General features: G+C 44.4%; 13 protein-coding genes (1 of these 13 only partly in view). 2 read left to right on the top strand and 11 right to left on the bottom strand.

Annotated features, from left to right (window positions below; all coding sequences use genetic code 11):
- The 6 genes from DXB15_RS13485 to DXB15_RS13460 form a co-directional block, all read right to left on the bottom strand.
- Positions 1–125, bottom strand: the beginning of a protein-coding gene (locus DXB15_RS13485) for a sensor histidine kinase (RefSeq protein WP_118703248.1). It extends 1,513 nt beyond the left edge of the window; 125 of the gene's 1,638 nt are visible here — the first part of the coding sequence; its start codon is at positions 123–125; the stop codon falls past the left edge of the window.
- A gap of 110 nt (positions 126–235) precedes the next feature.
- Complete coding sequence (locus tag DXB15_RS13480) at positions 236–907, bottom strand: response regulator transcription factor (protein WP_109216950.1); 672 nt, start codon at positions 905–907, stop codon at positions 236–238.
- Between the two features lie 736 nt (positions 908–1,643).
- Complete coding sequence (gene radA, locus DXB15_RS13475; protein ID WP_118703247.1) at positions 1,644–3,014, bottom strand: DNA repair protein RadA; 1,371 nt, start codon at positions 3,012–3,014, stop codon at positions 1,644–1,646.
- Between the two features lie 180 nt (positions 3,015–3,194).
- Complete coding sequence (locus DXB15_RS13470; protein WP_118703246.1) at positions 3,195–5,645, bottom strand: ATP-dependent Clp protease ATP-binding subunit; 2,451 nt, start codon at positions 5,643–5,645, stop codon at positions 3,195–3,197.
- Positions 5,646–5,662: 17 nt separating this feature from the next.
- Positions 5,663–6,031: a GntR family transcriptional regulator gene (locus DXB15_RS13465; RefSeq protein WP_109217020.1), complete on the bottom strand. Its 369-nt coding sequence runs from the start codon at positions 6,029–6,031 to the stop codon at positions 5,663–5,665.
- Positions 6,032–6,448: 417 nt separating this feature from the next.
- Positions 6,449–8,059, bottom strand: a complete 1,611-nt coding sequence (locus tag DXB15_RS13460) for an SH3 domain-containing protein (protein ID WP_118703245.1) — start codon at positions 8,057–8,059, stop codon at positions 6,449–6,451.
- Between the two features lie 159 nt (positions 8,060–8,218).
- On the opposite strand from DXB15_RS13460, the gene DXB15_RS13455 reads away from it, so the two are divergent.
- Positions 8,219–8,965, top strand: a complete 747-nt coding sequence (locus DXB15_RS13455) for a hypothetical protein (RefSeq protein ID WP_109217018.1) — start codon at positions 8,219–8,221, stop codon at positions 8,963–8,965.
- A 375-nt stretch (positions 8,966–9,340) separates the two neighbouring features.
- Here DXB15_RS13455 and pdxR read toward each other — a convergent pair whose 3' ends face one another.
- Positions 9,341–10,735: a MocR-like pyridoxine biosynthesis transcription factor PdxR gene (gene pdxR / locus DXB15_RS13445; RefSeq protein ID WP_118703244.1), complete on the bottom strand. Its 1,395-nt coding sequence runs from the start codon at positions 10,733–10,735 to the stop codon at positions 9,341–9,343.
- Between the two features lie 111 nt (positions 10,736–10,846).
- Here pdxR and DXB15_RS13440 point away from each other — a divergent pair, with 111 nt between their 5' ends.
- Positions 10,847–12,337: an aldehyde dehydrogenase family protein gene (locus DXB15_RS13440; protein WP_118703243.1), complete on the top strand. Its 1,491-nt coding sequence runs from the start codon at positions 10,847–10,849 to the stop codon at positions 12,335–12,337.
- A gap of 402 nt (positions 12,338–12,739) precedes the next feature.
- On the opposite strand, the gene DXB15_RS13435 is transcribed toward DXB15_RS13440, so the two are convergent.
- From DXB15_RS13435 to DXB15_RS13420, 4 genes are all read right to left on the bottom strand, one after another.
- The gene (locus tag DXB15_RS13435) at positions 12,740–13,588 is read right to left on the bottom strand and encodes an Mrp/NBP35 family ATP-binding protein (RefSeq protein WP_118703242.1); all 849 of its coding nucleotides are present in this window, start codon (positions 13,586–13,588) and stop codon (positions 12,740–12,742) included.
- 225 nt (positions 13,589–13,813) lie between these two features.
- Positions 13,814–14,908: an S-methyl-5-thioribose-1-phosphate isomerase gene (gene mtnA, locus DXB15_RS13430; RefSeq protein ID WP_118703241.1), complete on the bottom strand. Its 1,095-nt coding sequence runs from the start codon at positions 14,906–14,908 to the stop codon at positions 13,814–13,816.
- Positions 14,909–15,092: 184 nt separating this feature from the next.
- Positions 15,093–16,364, bottom strand: coding sequence for a peptidoglycan-binding protein (locus DXB15_RS13425; protein ID WP_118703240.1), 1,272 nt, complete (start codon positions 16,362–16,364; stop codon positions 15,093–15,095).
- 326 nt (positions 16,365–16,690) lie between these two features.
- Positions 16,691–17,659: a beta-ketoacyl-ACP synthase III gene (locus DXB15_RS13420; RefSeq protein WP_109216935.1), complete on the bottom strand. Its 969-nt coding sequence runs from the start codon at positions 17,657–17,659 to the stop codon at positions 16,691–16,693.
- Between the last annotated feature and the right edge of the window lie 256 nt (positions 17,660–17,915).

Raw genomic sequence — 17,915 nt, 5'->3', positions numbered from 1 at the left:
GACGAAAAACGAATCAATAATCCAGTAGCCGCCAGCGCTACTCCAAGAAAGACGATCTCAATATAAAATGCGATTCGATATTCTTTCCATATTTTCTTCTTCCACAATTTTTTTAACTTCTTCATACCATCCCCCCTGTCATCACAAATTTTCAAGGTTCATTGATCCTTTTTTCGTTCCGTTTTTCCATAGATCATTTAACACTATCTTTCACTATATCTACAATTTTTAAGGTTCATTGAATCATATTTGCTTCAAAAATATATCCCTTTTTCACGATCGTGCGAATACAGCTTCCGTAATCCCCCAGTGCTTTCCTCACATTTTTCACATGCGTATCCACTGCACGGTCATTTCCTGTATATTCATAACCCCAGAGTTTTAAAATAATCTGCTCCCGCGTCAGAATGCGATTCGGATTTTTGAAAAAATAAGATAACAGACGATAGTCCAGAGACTGTAATTCCACCGGTTTTCCATCACAGAAAAACTGCTGTCGCTCCTCATTCAAAACAAGCCCTTTTTGAACCTCATACTTTTGCCCCCGCTGATATCGCTCCAATACTGCCTGGCATTTCGCCAGAAGCACCCGCAAAGAAAATGGTTTCAAAATATAATCATCGGCTCCAAGTTCATATCCCCGCAGCTGATCTTCCTCCAGCACACGCGCAGTCAGAAAAAGCACCGGCACCGATTCCCGTTCCCGGATTTTTCTGCAAAGCGTAAATCCATCCATTCCCGGCATCATAACATCCAGCAAGATCAGCTGATAACTTTTTGTCAGCACCATTTCCCATGCGTCCTCCCCATCTGCCACGGCATCTACTTCATATTCATGCTCCGACAGAAAATCCGTGATCAGCTCACGTAAATTGTCATTATCTTCTGCCAGTAAAATTCTGTTCATCTCAAAGCCCCCAATACACTTCTTTTTCGTTGTATTTATTGTACCATAACGATATGTATTCTTTATGTACTTTTTTGATAGTTTTGAAAATAATAGAAGATTGGATTAATTATCAAAGGATATTCGCAATCCGCCTTCGCTACTTGCTCATAACCAAATAGCTACTTCGCAGCTTATCAGAAGGGGCTTGCACCCCTCCTGATACAAGCAAGTCCCTACCCCTGCTTATTGCTTTTCGCAATTGAAGCAGGGGACTTCCTTGATTTGGTTAATATATGAAAGCAAAGTCGGAGAAAGTTTCATCGTTCACTTTCAAGAATGCTCCGGCATTCTTGTTGCGAGGTGCGCGTCATGCAATTGCATGACATACTTCAACTGCGCACCTCTGTAATCCTGCCGGAGGCTATATCAGATGGGGGATTGGCTCCCACCACTGATACTAGCTTGTTTCTCACCACCTATAGTAGAGGTGGGAGTCATCTCCCATCTGATATATCATAGATTGCAAATATTGTATTCACTATGTAAATGACGAAAACGAAGAATCCTGTCAGGGCAAGCGTTTCAGTGAGCAACTGAGTTTCACAAGGTTTTGCGCGAACGGGAAACGACCAGCTTTTATAGGAGTTGGAAGTGAGCGCGATGAAACCGCAGTGAAATGAAGGTAGTCGAACGGCTAGCTGTCATGACAGGATTCTTCGTTTTCGTTTTAAAATATTAAATTTTCACCAATAAATCACCCGGAAATACGTGAAATCGCTTCCCGCACATTGGATACTCCGATCAGTTGAATGCCATCGGTACGCACTTCATCAGTCAACGATACTTTCGGCAGAATACAGGTTTCAAATCCAAGTTTCTTTGCCTCCTGTACCCGCTGTTTTGCCATATTGACTGCACGCACTTCGCCACTTAAACCAACTTCACCAAAACAGATCGTCTTATCGGAAATCGCAATTTCCCGATAGCTGGACACAATTGCCAGAACGATTCCAAGATCAATCGCCGGCTCATTCATCCGGATTCCACCTGCAATATTGACATAAGCATCACAGGAGGATAACGGCATTCCGGCTCTTTTTTCCAGAACTGCCATCAGCAGATTGACACGATTCAAGTCTGCTCCTGCTGCGGTTCTGCGCGGCAGTCCAAATCCGGTTTTGCATACAAGTGCCTGGATTTCCAGCAAAATCGGTCTGGTTCCTTCAATGGAACAGGTTACAATGGAACCGGAAGCCCCTTCCGGACGACCGTTCAACATATATTCCGATGGATTTTTTACTTCCACCAGACCTGCCTGCTGCATTTCAAACACACCGATTTCATTTGTAGAACCAAAACGGTTTTTAACGCCACGCAAAATTCGATAAGCAGCATGACGATCTCCCTCAAAATATAAAACGGTATCCACCATATGTTCTAACACACGCGGTCCGGCTACCACGCCTTCTTTTGTCACATGACCGACAATAAAAATGGTAATTCCAAGCGATTTTGCCAGTTGCAGCAAAAGTGCGGTTGCCTGACGCACCTGAGAAACGCTGCCCGGTGCGGAATTGACATCCTCGCTGTACATGGTCTGGATGGAGTCAATCACTACCACCCTCGGTTTCTTTTTGCGCAATACCGACGCAATATCTGATAAATTTGTCTCGCAGAACAATTCCAGATCATCCGTAAAAGAACCGATCCGTTCTGCCCGGATCTTGATCTGCTGCATGGATTCCTCTCCGGAAATATACAGCACGCTATGATGTGCTTCTGCCAGATTTCGGCAGACCTGAAGCAACAGGGTAGATTTTCCGATTCCCGGATCTCCACCGACCAGTACCAAAGACGCCGGAACGATTCCGCCTCCAAGCACCCGGTCAAGTTCTCCGATTCCTGTGGTAAACCGCTCCTGATCCGTCATCTCTACTTTTGACAACGGAAGTGGTTCCACCGTCTGTCCAACACGCGAAGCACTGCTATGTGTACTGCGTTTTTCTTCTGCCGGTTCTTCTACAAATGTATTCCATTCCCGGCAGCCCGGGCACTGTCCCATCCACTTGGCAGACTCATACCCACATTGCTGACAGAAAAATACTGTTTTTTTTGCTTTTGCCATACGCTGTTTTTTATGTTTCTCCTCATTTATTGATACGGCAATTCTGATACTTTTTTCTCAAAAGTGCCGTTTTCTATCCTTCATTTTAACGCTATAAATTCATCATACAAAATCCGTTTTTTATGCTTCATTTTAACGCTATAAATTCATCATACAAAATCTGTTTTTTACCGCTTTATCTTAATGTTCAAAAACAATCTCATCTTTTTTCACACGGACTGTAACGGTATCTCCTCTGTGAACATTGCCGGATAACAGCTCATCTGCCAGCGCATCCTCCAGTTTTGTCTGGATCATACGGCGAAGCGGACGTGCTCCATATTTCGGATCATATGCCTTATCCACAATATACTGTTTTACTGCATCGGTAAGTTTCAGTTCCAGATCAAGCTGCTCTTTGCATCTGTGCTGAAGCTCTTTTGTCATAATGCCGACGATTTTCTTCATATGTTCCTTGGTCAGAGAATGGAACACGATGATCTCGTCGATTCGGTTTAAAAACTCCGGTTTGAAAATACGGCGTACTTCCTCCATTACATTAGATTTCATTCGATTATAATCGGCTTTTTCATCTTCTTTTGCCGCAAAGCCCAGTTTTTTCGGTTCCATGATAGACTGTGCACCGGCATTGGATGTCATGATGATGATCGTATTTTTAAAATCTACTTTTCGACCCTGTGCGTCTGTGATATGACCATCATCCAGCACCTGAAGTAAAATGTTAAACACATCCGGGTGAGCTTTCTCGATCTCATCAAACAAAATAACCGAATACGGATGACGGCGCACTTTTTCGCTGAGCTGACCGCCTTCATCGTATCCCACATATCCTGGCGGGGAACCGATCATTTTTGACACACTGTGTTTCTCCATATATTCAGACATATCCACACGGATCATTGCCTCTTCCATGCCAAATACTTCCTGCGCCAGTGCTTTGGAAATCTCTGTTTTGCCGACACCGGTCGGTCCAAGAAACAGAAAAGAACCAATCGGTCTGGACGGATCTTTCAGTCCGACTCTGCCACGGCGAACGGCTTTTGCCACCGCTGAAATCGCCTCATCCTGTGCAATCACACGCTTATGTAACGTCTTTTCCAGATGCTGCAGGCGCGCTGCTTCCCCTTCCGTCAGACGTTTTACCGGGATATGTGTCCAGTCAGATACCACATCTGCCACTTCATTTTCACCCACCTGAATTTTTTTCCGGGCAAGGCTCTGTCTGTATTTTTTCAAAACAGCTTCACTCTGCTGCTGTTTTTGCTGTTTTTCCTGACGAATCTGTTTTGCGTGGCTTAAATCTCCATCGATCAGTGCCTGCTCCAGCTCTGCATCCAGTGCTTCCAGTTCTTGCTTATACGCCTCTAACTGCACCGGTTTATCCATATTTCCCACATGTGCTTTCGAAGCTGCCTCATCCATCAGATCAATGGCTTTATCCGGCAGAAAACGGTCATTGATATAACGCTCTGACAGTTCTGCTGCTGCCCGGATGCCCTCCTCTGTGATCTGCACATGATGATGTTTTTCATAACGTGGGCGCAGTCCACGTAAAATCTCCACGGTCTGCTCCACCGTCGGTTCTTCCACTGTCACCGGTTGGAAACGCCGCTCCAGCGCTGCATCTTTTTCAATATGCTTACGGTATTCTTCAATCGTTGTTGCTCCAATGATCTGGATCAGTCCACGGGACAATGCCGGTTTCATAATATTTGAAGCGTCCAGCGCACCTTCCGCGCCGCCTGCACCAATGATCGTATGTAACTCATCGATAAACAGGATCACGTTTCCGGCTGCCTGCACTTCCTGCATCATGCCTTTGATCCGTTCCTCAAATTCACCACGGTATTTTGTGCCTGCCACCATACCGGAAATATCCAGCGTCAGAATCCGTTTTCCCTGCAAATGTTCCGGAACTGCCCCGGTTGCGATACGGCTTGCCAGACCTTCTACGATCGCGGTCTTTCCAACACCCGGTTCTCCGATCAGGCACGGATTATTTTTGCCACGGCGGCTCAGGATCTGAACCATCCGCTGCAATTCTTCGCTTCGTCCAATCAGCGGATCCAGTTCCCCTTCCGCTGCCCGTACCGTCAGATCCACAGTATATTTTTCCATCAGCGTTCCTTTGGCTTCCGGTGCTTTCTTTCCGGTGCGGAATTCTTTGCCTTCTTCCTTGGAAAACAGATTCTCTTTGCCCATCGCTGCCAGAATATCCGCATATACTTTTCCAAGATTAATATTCATGGCAAGCAGCATGCGTGCTGCCGCACTGGTTCGATGCTCAATAATAGAAAAAAGCAGATGCTCTGTTCCAACCAGTTCGCTGTCAAACCGCTCTGCAACTGCATAGGCTTCTTCCACAATGGCGCGGCTCTCCGGTGTCAGGAAATCCCCGTCTGCCACCTGTTCCTCTGTCTTTGGCAGAGAAATCTCGTGAATCAATGTCAGTATCTCCTCACAGTTTACAGAAAGCTGCTGCAGGATCTGTCCTGCCACGCCATCGTTTTCCTGCAGCAGACCTGCCAGAATATATTCACTTCCCATCCGCAGCTGCTGTTCTTTCTCTGCCAGACGTTCCGCGATCCGCATAACTTTTCGTGCCTGTCTGGTAAATCCTCTATACTGCATATATGTTCCTCCAAAAATTACTCATACTCATCAAATATCTCGTCCACAAGTTCATGCACTTCTGCACGGTTAATGCCTTTGCAAAATCCGCGTGCCAGAACAACGCGCAGACTGTCCCGCATTTCTTCCTCCGCTTTCAACCGGTCAATATCCAGCGCGATAACCGTTCCGCGGCGGCGGTCTAGGCGGAGCAGTCCTTCCTGTCGAAGAACTGAATACGCTTTATTTACAGTATGCATATTAATGCCGATCTCCTCTGCAAGCTGTCGCACAGATGGCAGCGCATCTCCTTCATGGAACTGTCGTGTCGCAATCCCATATATGATCTGATTGCGAAGCTGAATGTACAGCGCCTCATCACTGTTAAAATCTATTTCGATTGTCATATGTACCTCTTCTCCCTTTTTCTTCAGACTGTTATATCGATGATATAACAACCACCTCTGCCTGTCAAGCAGTACCAACTACTTTTTATAACGCTACATTGATATATGCAAATCTGCATCACTTTCACATAATCATTCTTTTCATTTTTTATAGATCGCTCTGTACCGTTTTCTACCAATCAAGAAAGTGTGCTATCACACACTTATGCGAATAACATTATTAATAGCACATCTTTCTTGCCCGCGCCGAACACGATTGCGAAGCAATGATTTCTTCTCGTGTGAGTGTGCATCGTCTGCACGAAGTGCTTTTATTTGATAGGAAATCCTTGTAATTTCCTATCAAATAAAAAACTGTGAAGCGATCATACTTACGATACGCCTCACAGTTTTCAAACTTCCTTTTAACTTATAAAATTATAAAAATTCAATATCATCCCAGGAACCGCCTTTACCGGATTTGGAACCTTTCTTTTTCTTCTCTGTCTGTTCCGGTTCTTCCGGATCTTCCTCATCGTAGAACTCATCTTCTTCATCATCAGGTCTCATCGTGGTCTCCACTTCCTGAATCATTTTTTTCAGATCCGCAACCAGTTTTTCTGTCTCCTCACTGACTACTTTCTCCGATGGATCATCGTCCTCTGCAAAAAGTTCTTTCGCTGATACATCTTTTGCCGGTTTTTCCGGAACTTCCTCTACTGGAGCTTCCGGGGCAGATGCTTCTTTCACCGCTGCCTCAGCTTTTTTCTTCTTCTCCGCTTTCTTTGCCTTTTTCTCATTCTTAACAGAATGATCTGCATCTCCATCAAAATCAACAATATCCACGGTGCTTCCAACGATATCTACACCAATGGTCGTATCATCATCAAACAGATCATCGTCCTCTGTCTCATCTTCATCCTCCGGGAATTCTTCTGTATCCAGATATTTCCGCAGACGATGATAACGAACGGATGTAACAATAAAAAGGATCAGCAGCAGTAATGCCACAATGCCAAGTCCTGCTGTCAGCATTCTTGTCATGCTGTCCAGTTCAAACACAGAATTATTGTCTGTCTGATCCGTTGCTTCTGCATTGTCAGCATTCTCCTGATACTGCATATTGGCAATGCTTCTCTGAATTGTCTGATCTGCGGAATCATATGTATACCAGCCACTTTCTCCCCGACTGTTTGTACCATATACATAGTAAAAATCAGAAATTGACGCATCTGAATCTGTCAGATCTCCGTCCGTTTTTCCCTGATATGCCATGATGCTTCCTTCTGAAAATGCACATTCTGTCTCCTGATAATAATCAGAAATCTCTGCTGCCACATCTTCCGGCACATTTGTCACTACAACAAAGGAATCCTGCACATCAATGCTTACAAACGGCACCGCCTCATCACGTTCCGTATCATATACAAATACATGTTTCTCACTGCTATCTTCTGTGTTCTGCAAATAAAGTAAGGTCACATCGCCCTGTTCCATTTTTGCTGCGGAAACGTCTTCACCTGCGTAGGTAATAGTCGTTGCCTCAAACCCTGTCGGAATCTCAGCTGTCGGAAATTTATCTGCGATTTCATAAGTTTTTCCAGAAATCTGGAATGTTCCGTCCTGTGCTTCTGTATTTTGATCTGATGTATCAGAGGAATCTGCCTGATCTGATGTGTCATCTTTTGCTGCTGTTCCGTTTCCGGATGAGATCATATCGCTTCGCACCCATCCGTCAGTCTCTGCTCCATTCCAGTCAAAGGTGATTTCATACCAGGTATAACCATCACCAGAAGTCTGCTCTCCTTTGATGGTTACCTCCTGATTTGCTTTCAGGGAACCGATCGGGCTGCCACCGATAGCACTTCTGACCCTTGTATTGTCATTAATAGCAGTTCCGGATGTCGGCGCTGCCCATGCTGTGATACTGCTTCCATTCCAGCATAATGCACCTGCAAGACAGATTGCTGCGCAGGAAACTGCCGCTTTTTTCATGTTTATTTTCTTAATTTTCATAGATCCTCCACTGTTGATTACTATTTTTTTCATCAATCCCCCTTATTATAAGGACGGGTTTCTCAAATGTCAACCGAACGCAACATTTTTCATTTTTTCATAAAAATTTCTTGAAATGTTCACATTTTTGTATCATTCTATAGGGTAGAGATTACAATAAGAATTTCAGGAAAGGAAAAGAGGAATTATCAAATGAAAAAGAAAAAATATATCGCACTGATCGCCGCACTGACACTTAGCAGTGCTTTTGTATTAAACGGATGCAGTCTTGCACTTCCGGGCGAAGAAACAAAAATAAGCACCGGTGCAGAGCTTTCCGCAGAGCAGGAAATCCTGACAGATGGAAATGTACAGCTCCATACCCGTTGGTACAATGCAGACGGTTCCAGACTTGCCGGCGCCACAGTCACTGTTTATGACGGTAATGACCAGTTATTCCAGGGGACGACAGATGAAAACGGAAATCTGGAAGCATGCACACTTCCGGGCAACAAAGAACTTCGTTGTGTGATCACGGATTCTTCTGAAAATGAACTTGCAAAATCTGATATTTTGTATAAGATTTCCGATAACTATCAGGCAATTACCGTTTACACAACACATGGTGAAGCTGATACGCAGAAAGTGGAAATTCCGACTTCCAAGACAGTACTCAGTGCCGCTATTTATCTGACAGAGAATAAAACACTCTCCCATGCAAATATTACAGAATATATTGCTTCTGATGAAGAAAATACGACAGATGCTGCAACAGACGGTACTGCAACAGATGCTGCGCAGCCGACAGATGGTCAGCAACAGGCAGATCCAAATTCCGCTGATGCAAATGCAACGGATGCAAATCAACAGTCCGATGCGGCTACCCAGAGTACCGATCAGGGAGCAGATCAGGCACAGACACAGCCGGCAACGGATCAGCAGCCGGTAGTAACACAGTAGATCTTGCTTGGGATGGCTTAAAATTTTCGGTAATGAAAGCGCCCAAAATTTATTTTACCTTGCTGGCTAACAATTGCTCATCAAGGAAAAATAAATTTTGGGCGCATTTACGTTGTGTTTGATCATAAAATTTAATTCCACGAATTAAGTAACAAAAAATCACGTATATTATAATGCTTGATCCCGTTACGACTCAGATCTAATTCGTCCAAAGATACTACATACTTCGGAAAATTATCCCGTATATTATCATACACACCAAATTCACGCTGAATTGTTTCTTCTGTGACTTTTTCTCAAGGAGCGATTGCCAGCGACTGAGATAAAATCGCAGGAGTTCCTATAAAAACCTAAATAGTAAATTTTTAAGCCACCCTAAACAAAGATTTCGCCCAGCACCCCAGCCACTTCCAGCATATGGCTCTCTTCCAGTCCGGAATAATTCAACACCAGCACATGCCGGTACAATTCTTTCTCCCCGATACAAAATTCAGAAAGACAGCACAGATTAATCCCTTTCATCCTTGCCCGCAGCTTGATTTCTTTATCGGAAAGCTTCGTTTTTAATTTTACCAAGATATGTGTACCGGTCTCCATACCCAAAATTTCTTCTGCCGGAATGGTCGGTGTCATCTGGATCGCATTTTTCAATTTTTCTCCCTGACTCAGATAATAGCGCCGCATACGATTTAAATGCCGGTCAAAATATCCGTCCCGCAGAAACGCTGCCAGTGTATGCTGCTCTAAATTAGAAGATGTATTTGAAAAAAAGTTCGCGGAATTGACGTACTGCTCCAGCAATTTTGGTGGCAATACCATGTAACTGATCCGGATTCCTGGGCTCAGTGTTTTGCTGAAGGTATTCATATAAATAACGCGCTGGCTTGCATCCAGACCATACAACGCCGGGATCGCATGTCCGCTGTATCGAAATTCACAGTCATAATCATCTTCTATAATATAGTGGTCCGCGGATTCCTCCAGCCACTTCAACAATTCCTGTCGCCGTCTGGCAGTCATGACAGTTCCAAGCGGATAATGATGCTCCGGGGAAGTATGTACCACCGTTGCACCGCTTTTTCGCAAACTTCCCATATGAATTCCATCTTTGCTCATGGACGTCCAGGTCCATTTTACCCCCAGGTCTTCATAAATCAGACGGATTTTTCGATAACCGGGGTTTTCCACCGCATACACTGCATTTGCAGGAAGCAGACCGATCAGTTTTGAATACAAGTATTCGATTCCGGTTCCGATGACAATGCAGTCCGGTGACACCACCATACCTCTGTTGTGATACAAATATTTTGCAATTTCATAACGCAGCTCCGGACTTCCAAGAAATTCTCCCCGCTTCATCAAATGCAGATTGTAGTCTCCAAGCACCTGACGCATGACTTTTGTCCACATGGAAAACGGGAACTTCTCATATACTGTGGTGTTTGCCGTAAAATCTACCATCCAGTTTTCATCCTGTTCCGGAGAGGCTTCTTTTATCTCTACCTTCTGGTATCTTAATGGTGAATCAAAATCAGATACCACATAATAGCCACTCCGCTCTCTGGATTCCAAATATCCCTCCATCAAAAGCTGTTCATAAGCATTCATAACCGTTCGAATACTGATGCCGTTTGCCTCAGAAAGCCGGCGTTTTGAGGGCATTTTCTCCCCTTCTGCCAGTTTTCCACTCAAAATATCTTCTTTCAGACATTGATACAGATATTCATATTTCGATTTTTTTCCCCTGTTTGTCAAATCATACACTAACACGATTCTGGTCTCCTATAAAAACATTTTTCTGGTTATTGTAAGATATCAGATTCTATTGTAATATAACATCAAGCAAAAGTAAAGCGCATCACAAATAAGGAGGTATCTATTATGAGTTGTAACAATCAGTTAAAAGAAAACTATGGGTTATTTATCGGCGGAGAATGGCGTCCGGCATCTGACGGAACAACCTACCAGAGTACCAATCCGGCAAACGGTGAAGTCCTTACACAATGCGCACAGGCTACCAAAGAAGATGTCGATGCAGCTGTCGCAGCAGCATGGAAAGCATTTCCGGAATGGAAAAAGACAACAAAAGAAGAACGTGCCGCAATCCTTGATAAGATTGCTGACCGCGTAGAAGAAAATCAGGAATGGCTGGCAAAGGTTGAGACCATGGATAACGGAAAACCGATCCGCGAGACAATGGCGATCGATGTTCCTTATTCTATCCGCCACTTCCGGTATTATGCAAGTCTGATCCGTACAGACGAAGGTGTTGCTTCTATTCTGGACGGCGGTATGATGAGTCTGGTTCTTCGTGAGCCGATCGGTGTTGTCGGACAGATTGTTCCATGGAACTTCCCATTCTTGATGGCGGCATGGAAACTTGCTCCGGCTATCGCTGCTGGTGACTGTATCGTATTCAAACCGTCATCCACAACATCCCTCAGCATGCTGGTATTTACCGAACTGATCCAGGATCTGCTTCCGGCAGGCGTATTAAACCTGATCACCGGTGCAGGTGGAAAATCCGGACAGTATCTGTTAGATCACCCGGATCTGTGTAAACTTGCTTTCACAGGTTCTACAGAGATTGGTAAAAACGTTGCTCTGGCTGCTGCCAACAAACTGATTCCGGCTACTCTGGAACTTGGCGGCAAGAGCGCAAATATTATTTTCAACGACTGCAACTGGGAAGCTGCCATCGACGGCGTACAGCTTGGTATCCTGTTTAATCAGGGACAGGTTTGCTGTGCTGGCTCCAGAGTATTCGTTCAGGAAGATATTTATGACAAATTCGTTGCAGAACTGGTAAATGCATTCCAGCATATCAACGTTGGTGATCCGTTAAATCCGGAAACTCAGATGGGTGCTCAGATCAACAGACATCAGGCAGACAAAATCCTCTCCTACGTACAGATTGCCAAAGAAGAAGGCGCAACCATCGCATGCGGCGGTGACTATTATACAGAAAACGGCTGTGAAAAGGGAAGTTTCGTTCAGCCGACACTGATCACAAACGTTACCAACGATATGCGTGTGGCTCAGGAAGAAATCTTTGGACCGGTTGCTGTTGTGATCAAATTTAAAACAGAGGACGAAGTCATTGCTCTGGCAAACCAGTCTACTTATGGACTTGGCGGTGCTGTATGGACCAAAGATATCCATCGTGCGCTCCGTGTCGCAAGAAGTATTGAGACAGGACGTATGTGGGTCAATACATACAACCAGATTCCGGAAGGCGCACCGTTCGGCGGTTACAAACAGTCCGGTATCGGTCGTGAAAACGACAAGGCAATTCTGGATGCTTACAGCCAGACAAAGAACATCATGATCAACTTAAATGATGCACCAAGCGGATTTTATCCGGCAAAATAAAACACTATAAATCAGCAATATCTTTATCGTGTAAAAATCAACATTGTAATATTGCAATTATGAGATTCAAGAATGCTCCGGCATTCTTGTTGCGAGGTGCGCGTCATGCAATTGCATGACATACTTCAACTGCGCACCTCTGTAATCCTGCCGGAGGCTATATCAGATGGGGGATTGGCTCCCACCACTCAGTTTTTATTGTAATATAATAACCGGAATAAGTACAAAAACTTGTCCGAACCAATTTCTGTCCAGCAGGACAGAGGTCCAACTTTATCCAGTCCTAATATAGTAAATGACAGACATTCCCAAGTTTCTGTCGATGTAAGAAAGCCTGAACTTTCTTATAAAAGGAAAAAAACGGAGCCGACAATATGCCGACTCCGTTTTACATTTTATCATTTACATATTTTCAATTTTCTTCACTGCATCTTCCAGATATGGATTATCTGCTTTGTAGAATAATCCCTGATCTGCCAGTTCTGCATAAGCCGGATCCAACGGCATTTTGCCAAGAACCTGCATTGCCAGCTCAGAAGCTACCTCATCAATATGACTCTCACCGAACAGTTTGATCTCTTTTCCACAATCCGGACATTTCAGATAGCTGTAATTTTCTACGACTCCAAGTACCGGAATGTTCATCATACCTGCCATATTGTAGGCTTTCTTTACGATCATCTGTACCAGTTCCTGCGGAGATGTCACGATCACGATACCATCCACCGGAAGAGACTGGAAAACAGTCAACGGAACGTCACCGGTTCCTGGCGGCATGTCTACAAATAAATAATCAAGGTCGCCCCATACAACATCACTCCAGAACTGTTTTACGGTTCCTGCGATAACCGGACCTCTCCAGATAACCGGAGCTTCCTCATCTTCCATCAGTAAGTTGATGGACATGATCTTGGTTCCGTCCTCTGCTGTGATCGGTAAAATTCCCATCTCGCTGCCCATAGCCGGTCCGTGTACACCAAACATTTTCGGGATGGACGGTCCTGTGATATCTGCATCCAGAATACCTACTTCGTATCCTTTTTTACGCATTGCAGTTGCCAAAGATGCGGTTACGAATGATTTTCCGACACCACCTTTACCACTGACAACACCGATTACTTTTTTTACGGATGAATACTCATTTAATTTTTCCTGAAAGCTCTGCGGCTGTTTGCTGCTTGGACATCCTTCACAGCTTTCGGAAGAACAGCTTCCTGCACTGCTGCAGCTGCTGCATGCACTGTCTGCCATATTTATACCTCCTGTGATTCTCAATAAGCATTATAATGATTCAGCATAGATTTATTATATCCTGCAACCAAATGCTGCTTGATATAAAAATAATTTTCTTTCCTGAGAACTTATCTCTGCTGAACCATTACTGCTTATTATACCCCACTCTTTCAAAAAAGTGAAGCATTTATTTCCTATATTCTACTAGGATTATAGGAAATTATACCATACGATTTGTTATACTTATTTATTTTTCTGAGCTGCCTCTTTTTTTGCAAAAATCTCTTTGAAAGATTCTGTGTAAGGAGGACGTGCGATACCGAACTCTGTTACGATACCTGCGATCAGCTCATGATCTGTTACGTCAAATGCCGGGTTGAACACTTTGACACCTTCCGGAGCCATGCGCTCTTTGTACCACATCTCTGTCACTTCTTCCGGTTTTCTCTGCTCGATCTTAATCTGATCACCGGTCGGTGTGTTCATATCGATGGTGGATGTCGGTGCTGCAATGTACATCGGCACATTGTACTGTTTTGCAACGGCTGCAACTACGGAAGTACCAATTTTATTTGCGGTATCGCCGTTTGCTGCCACGCGGTCACAACCTACGAAAATAGCGTCTACCCAACCATTTTTCATAACAGTTGCAGACATATTGTCACAGATCAGTGTTACGTCAACGCCGGAAGACTGAAGCTCGAAAGCAGTCAGACGTGCGCCCTGAAGCAGCGGTCTTGTCTCATCTGCAAATACGCGGAAATTGTAGCCACGCTCCTGTCCCAGATAGATCGGAGCTGTTGCTGTACCATATTTGCTTGTTGCAAGTTTTCCTGCATTGCAGTGTGTCAGAATACCATCACCCGGTTTTACCAGTGTCAGACCATACTCACCAATGGCTTTGCATACGCGGATATCCTCGTCCTGAATCTCGATGGACTCCTCTTTCAGAAGCTGTTTGATCTCAGAAACGGACTTGTCCGCATTGTTTAATATAACCTGCTCCATACGGTTTAATGCCCAGGAAAGGTTAACTGCTGTCGGACGGGAAGAATCCAGATATTCTTTCTGCTTCTTGAACTCTGCGTAAAACTCATCGTAGTTGTCTGTATCAATGCCTTTTGCCAGAACATAGATACCGTAAGCTGCTGCTACGCCGATGGCCGGAGCTCCACGTACCTGAAGCAGATAGATTGCATCCCAGATTTCCTGTGCAGTCTTTAATGCGATGATTTCTGTTGTTCCCGGTAATTTTGTCTGATCAATAATTACTACGGCACTGCTCTCATCGTCTAAGGAAACAGTATCGTAATCCATAATGTTTTTTTTCTGTTCCATTATTTATCCTCTTTCTGTTATTTTTCTGTCGTTTATGCCCTATTGTACATGAAATCGCAGAAAAATGCCAGAGGAATTATAATCTCTCCGGCATTTTCTTATTTAATTCTTCGCTACACATCCAGAGAATTCTTCCATGCAAGCATGATTATTTCCTGAATACATATAATAAGAACTTGTAAATCTAATTCAATTCTGCGATCCGCGTCACACCCACATAGATCTGAGAAATCTTATACCAGGTTGGGAAATCCACCACTCCAGACACCGGCAAATCAAAAATCCGCTGAAATGCTTCCACCGCTTCCCGGGTTCGTTCCCCGAAAACACCATCTGCGGTAATGGTTGGAATGGCAGGGTATGCCTGAGAAATCCGTGCAAGCTGCTGCTGCATCTGCCGCACTTTTGTTCCGGAAGATCCAACTGTCAGATCCGTTCCCGGCCAGGAAGATGGAATTCCTGCTATCTCCTCCGCGGAATTGATATAAATGCTGCTTCCGTAATAATAACGCAGAATCTCAATCGGACTGTAACCCTGATCTCCCAGATACCGCGATCCCCACTGAGTCATCCACCCGCTGCAGGTCACATTTTTACCATCACAATACTGTGTTAAAATCGGCTGCTGCACATTCGGGCGGGACAGATAATTGTTAAATATTTCGTCAACGATTCTGGAAATATTTCTGAAAATCGTACGACCAAAAGACCACTTCTGATCGTAAGCAGTAGAAGATGTAATGGTAAAATCGTAGCCTTTTCCTCTGTACCACTCCGTGTATACACGGTTCAGGGCAAAAGACATGATCGCCAGAATGTTTGCCCGTAGCGTTGCATCCGGCCAGGTCGAATAGATTTCACTGGAAGCTACATTTTTGATATAATCCCGGTAATGCACATAATAATCCTGTGCCCGGGTGTCTGTCGGTGGTCCGTCATGGACGATCACATACTCCGGAATTACTACACGGCTTAATACAATCTCTCCGGATTCATTGACCGGTTTTACTTCCTCCTCCGGAATCTTCGGTGGAAAATCACCCCACAGCGTATTCGGCGGAACAACAATATTTTCCTCCCCTTCTCCCTGCGAAATATCCAGCGGTTCCATGCGAATTTCCTGCAACGATGTTACGTCCGCAAAGACATCAACGGCTGACACCTCCACCGGACGATAACCATCTGCCTGTACGGTTACCGTATATTCTGAAAACGGCTGTGGCTGGTTTGGTTCCTGTGAATATTCCAGTGGCGGCGTGTCTAATGTCACCTCTTCCGTCTGACCGGAGGAATCCGTCTGCAATTCTTCTAATGTCCGCTGCCCTTCCCCTGTGTACGCAATACTGACGCGCGCATTTACAACAGGCTGCAAACCCAATGTTGATGTTACATTGACTTGCAGCCTTCCTCTGTCCACATTTTCTGTTTGTTGTACGTGTAAACCTCTATCTTGCATAAAAACCTCGCGTAAAATCCTGTTTACCATAATGTATGCGTTGGTTTCGAAAAAATGTATTTATTTCGGGTATTGTATACCGAGGGCATTGGGAATTTTGTCTCCTCCGCTAGCAATCGCGTTCGGAGAAAAAATTTCCAGCGCCCTCTGATTTACACAGTGGAAGTCTCCACAAAATTACTTTTCACTTATATTTCATAATATACATAATGTAAAAATCTACACGTAAATAGGGTTCCCTTTGATTTTTTCTTGGCAGGCGATTATTAGCCAGAAAGACAAAATCAAAGGGAACCCTTTCACATTTTTTTCCAAGAAGCAGCCTTTTAAATACCCCATTCGATTGCCATAGTTCCCCATGTCAGACCTGAGCCAAAGCCTGCAAGCATCAGTTTGTCTCCTTTTTTCAGCATACCTTTTCGATTGACTTCATCCAGAAGAATCGCCACACTGGCTGCGGATGTGTTTCCACATCTGTCCACGTTCATCGGGATTTTCTCATTCGGCACTTTCAGACGTTTTGCAATGGTTGCCGTAATTCGGGCATTTGCCTGATGGAACAAATACCAGTCAATGTCTTCGGTGGTCAGCTTTGCTGCTTCCAGTGTCTGTAAAATAGACTGTGGTACTTTTTTTACTGCAAATTTGAATACTTCACCGCCGTCCATGTACAGATAATCCATTGGTTTCTGCTCTGTCACAAACGGATTATAATTTTCTCTGTTTTTGACATAAATCGCACCGCCGCGGGTTCCGTCGCTTCCCTGTGTGGACGCGATCACACCGCGCTCTGCCGCGCGCACGACTGCTGCACCTGCACCATCCGCAAATAATACACAGGTAGAGCGGTCGCTCCAGTCCACAATACGGGACAACGTCTCCGCACCGATCACAAGTGCCGTTTTATAAATTCCTGCCTGCATGTAAGCATCCACCATATTCAATGCAAATACAAAACCGGAACAAGCTGCGCTGATGTCAAAAGCAACCGCATTGACAGCACCAAGCTCACTCTGTACCAGACATGCCGTATTTGGAACCAGCGTATCCGGTGTACAGGTTGCTACGATAATCAGATCCAGATCCTCCGCTTTCACTCCGGCTGACTCCAGTGCTTTTTTTCCGGCTTCTGTAGACATGGACGCCGTTGTCTCATTTATTGCAATATGACGCTGACGGATACCGGTTCTGCTGCTGATCCACTCATCGCTTGTCTCCACAATGGTGGAAAGAAAATCATTTGTTACTATTTTTTCCGGCAGACAACTACCGGTTCCTATAATCTGTGCTCTCATCTATCCCTCCAATTAGTTTGATTATCAAAACTTTCTATCATCAAAGTATACAAAAAAACTGTTTTCTTGTCAACAAAAAACACGTTACAAAGTCAGACAGCATCACCTGAGTCAAATAGTGATACTCCTATTTCAAAAATCTTCTCCGCATTCTTGTCACTAAATATGTAAAATCTACATCAGGTAAACGATTGCATTCCGCCATTAACATCATTTTGTTATTCAACTCCATAAATACAGAATCATCTCACATCTC

This window comes from Roseburia sp. OM02-15 (assembly GCF_003481835.1).
Classification (GTDB): Bacteria; Bacillota; Clostridia; order Lachnospirales; family Lachnospiraceae; genus Eubacterium_I; species Eubacterium_I ramulus_A.
This window is presented reverse-complemented; position numbering and strand designations above follow the sequence as displayed.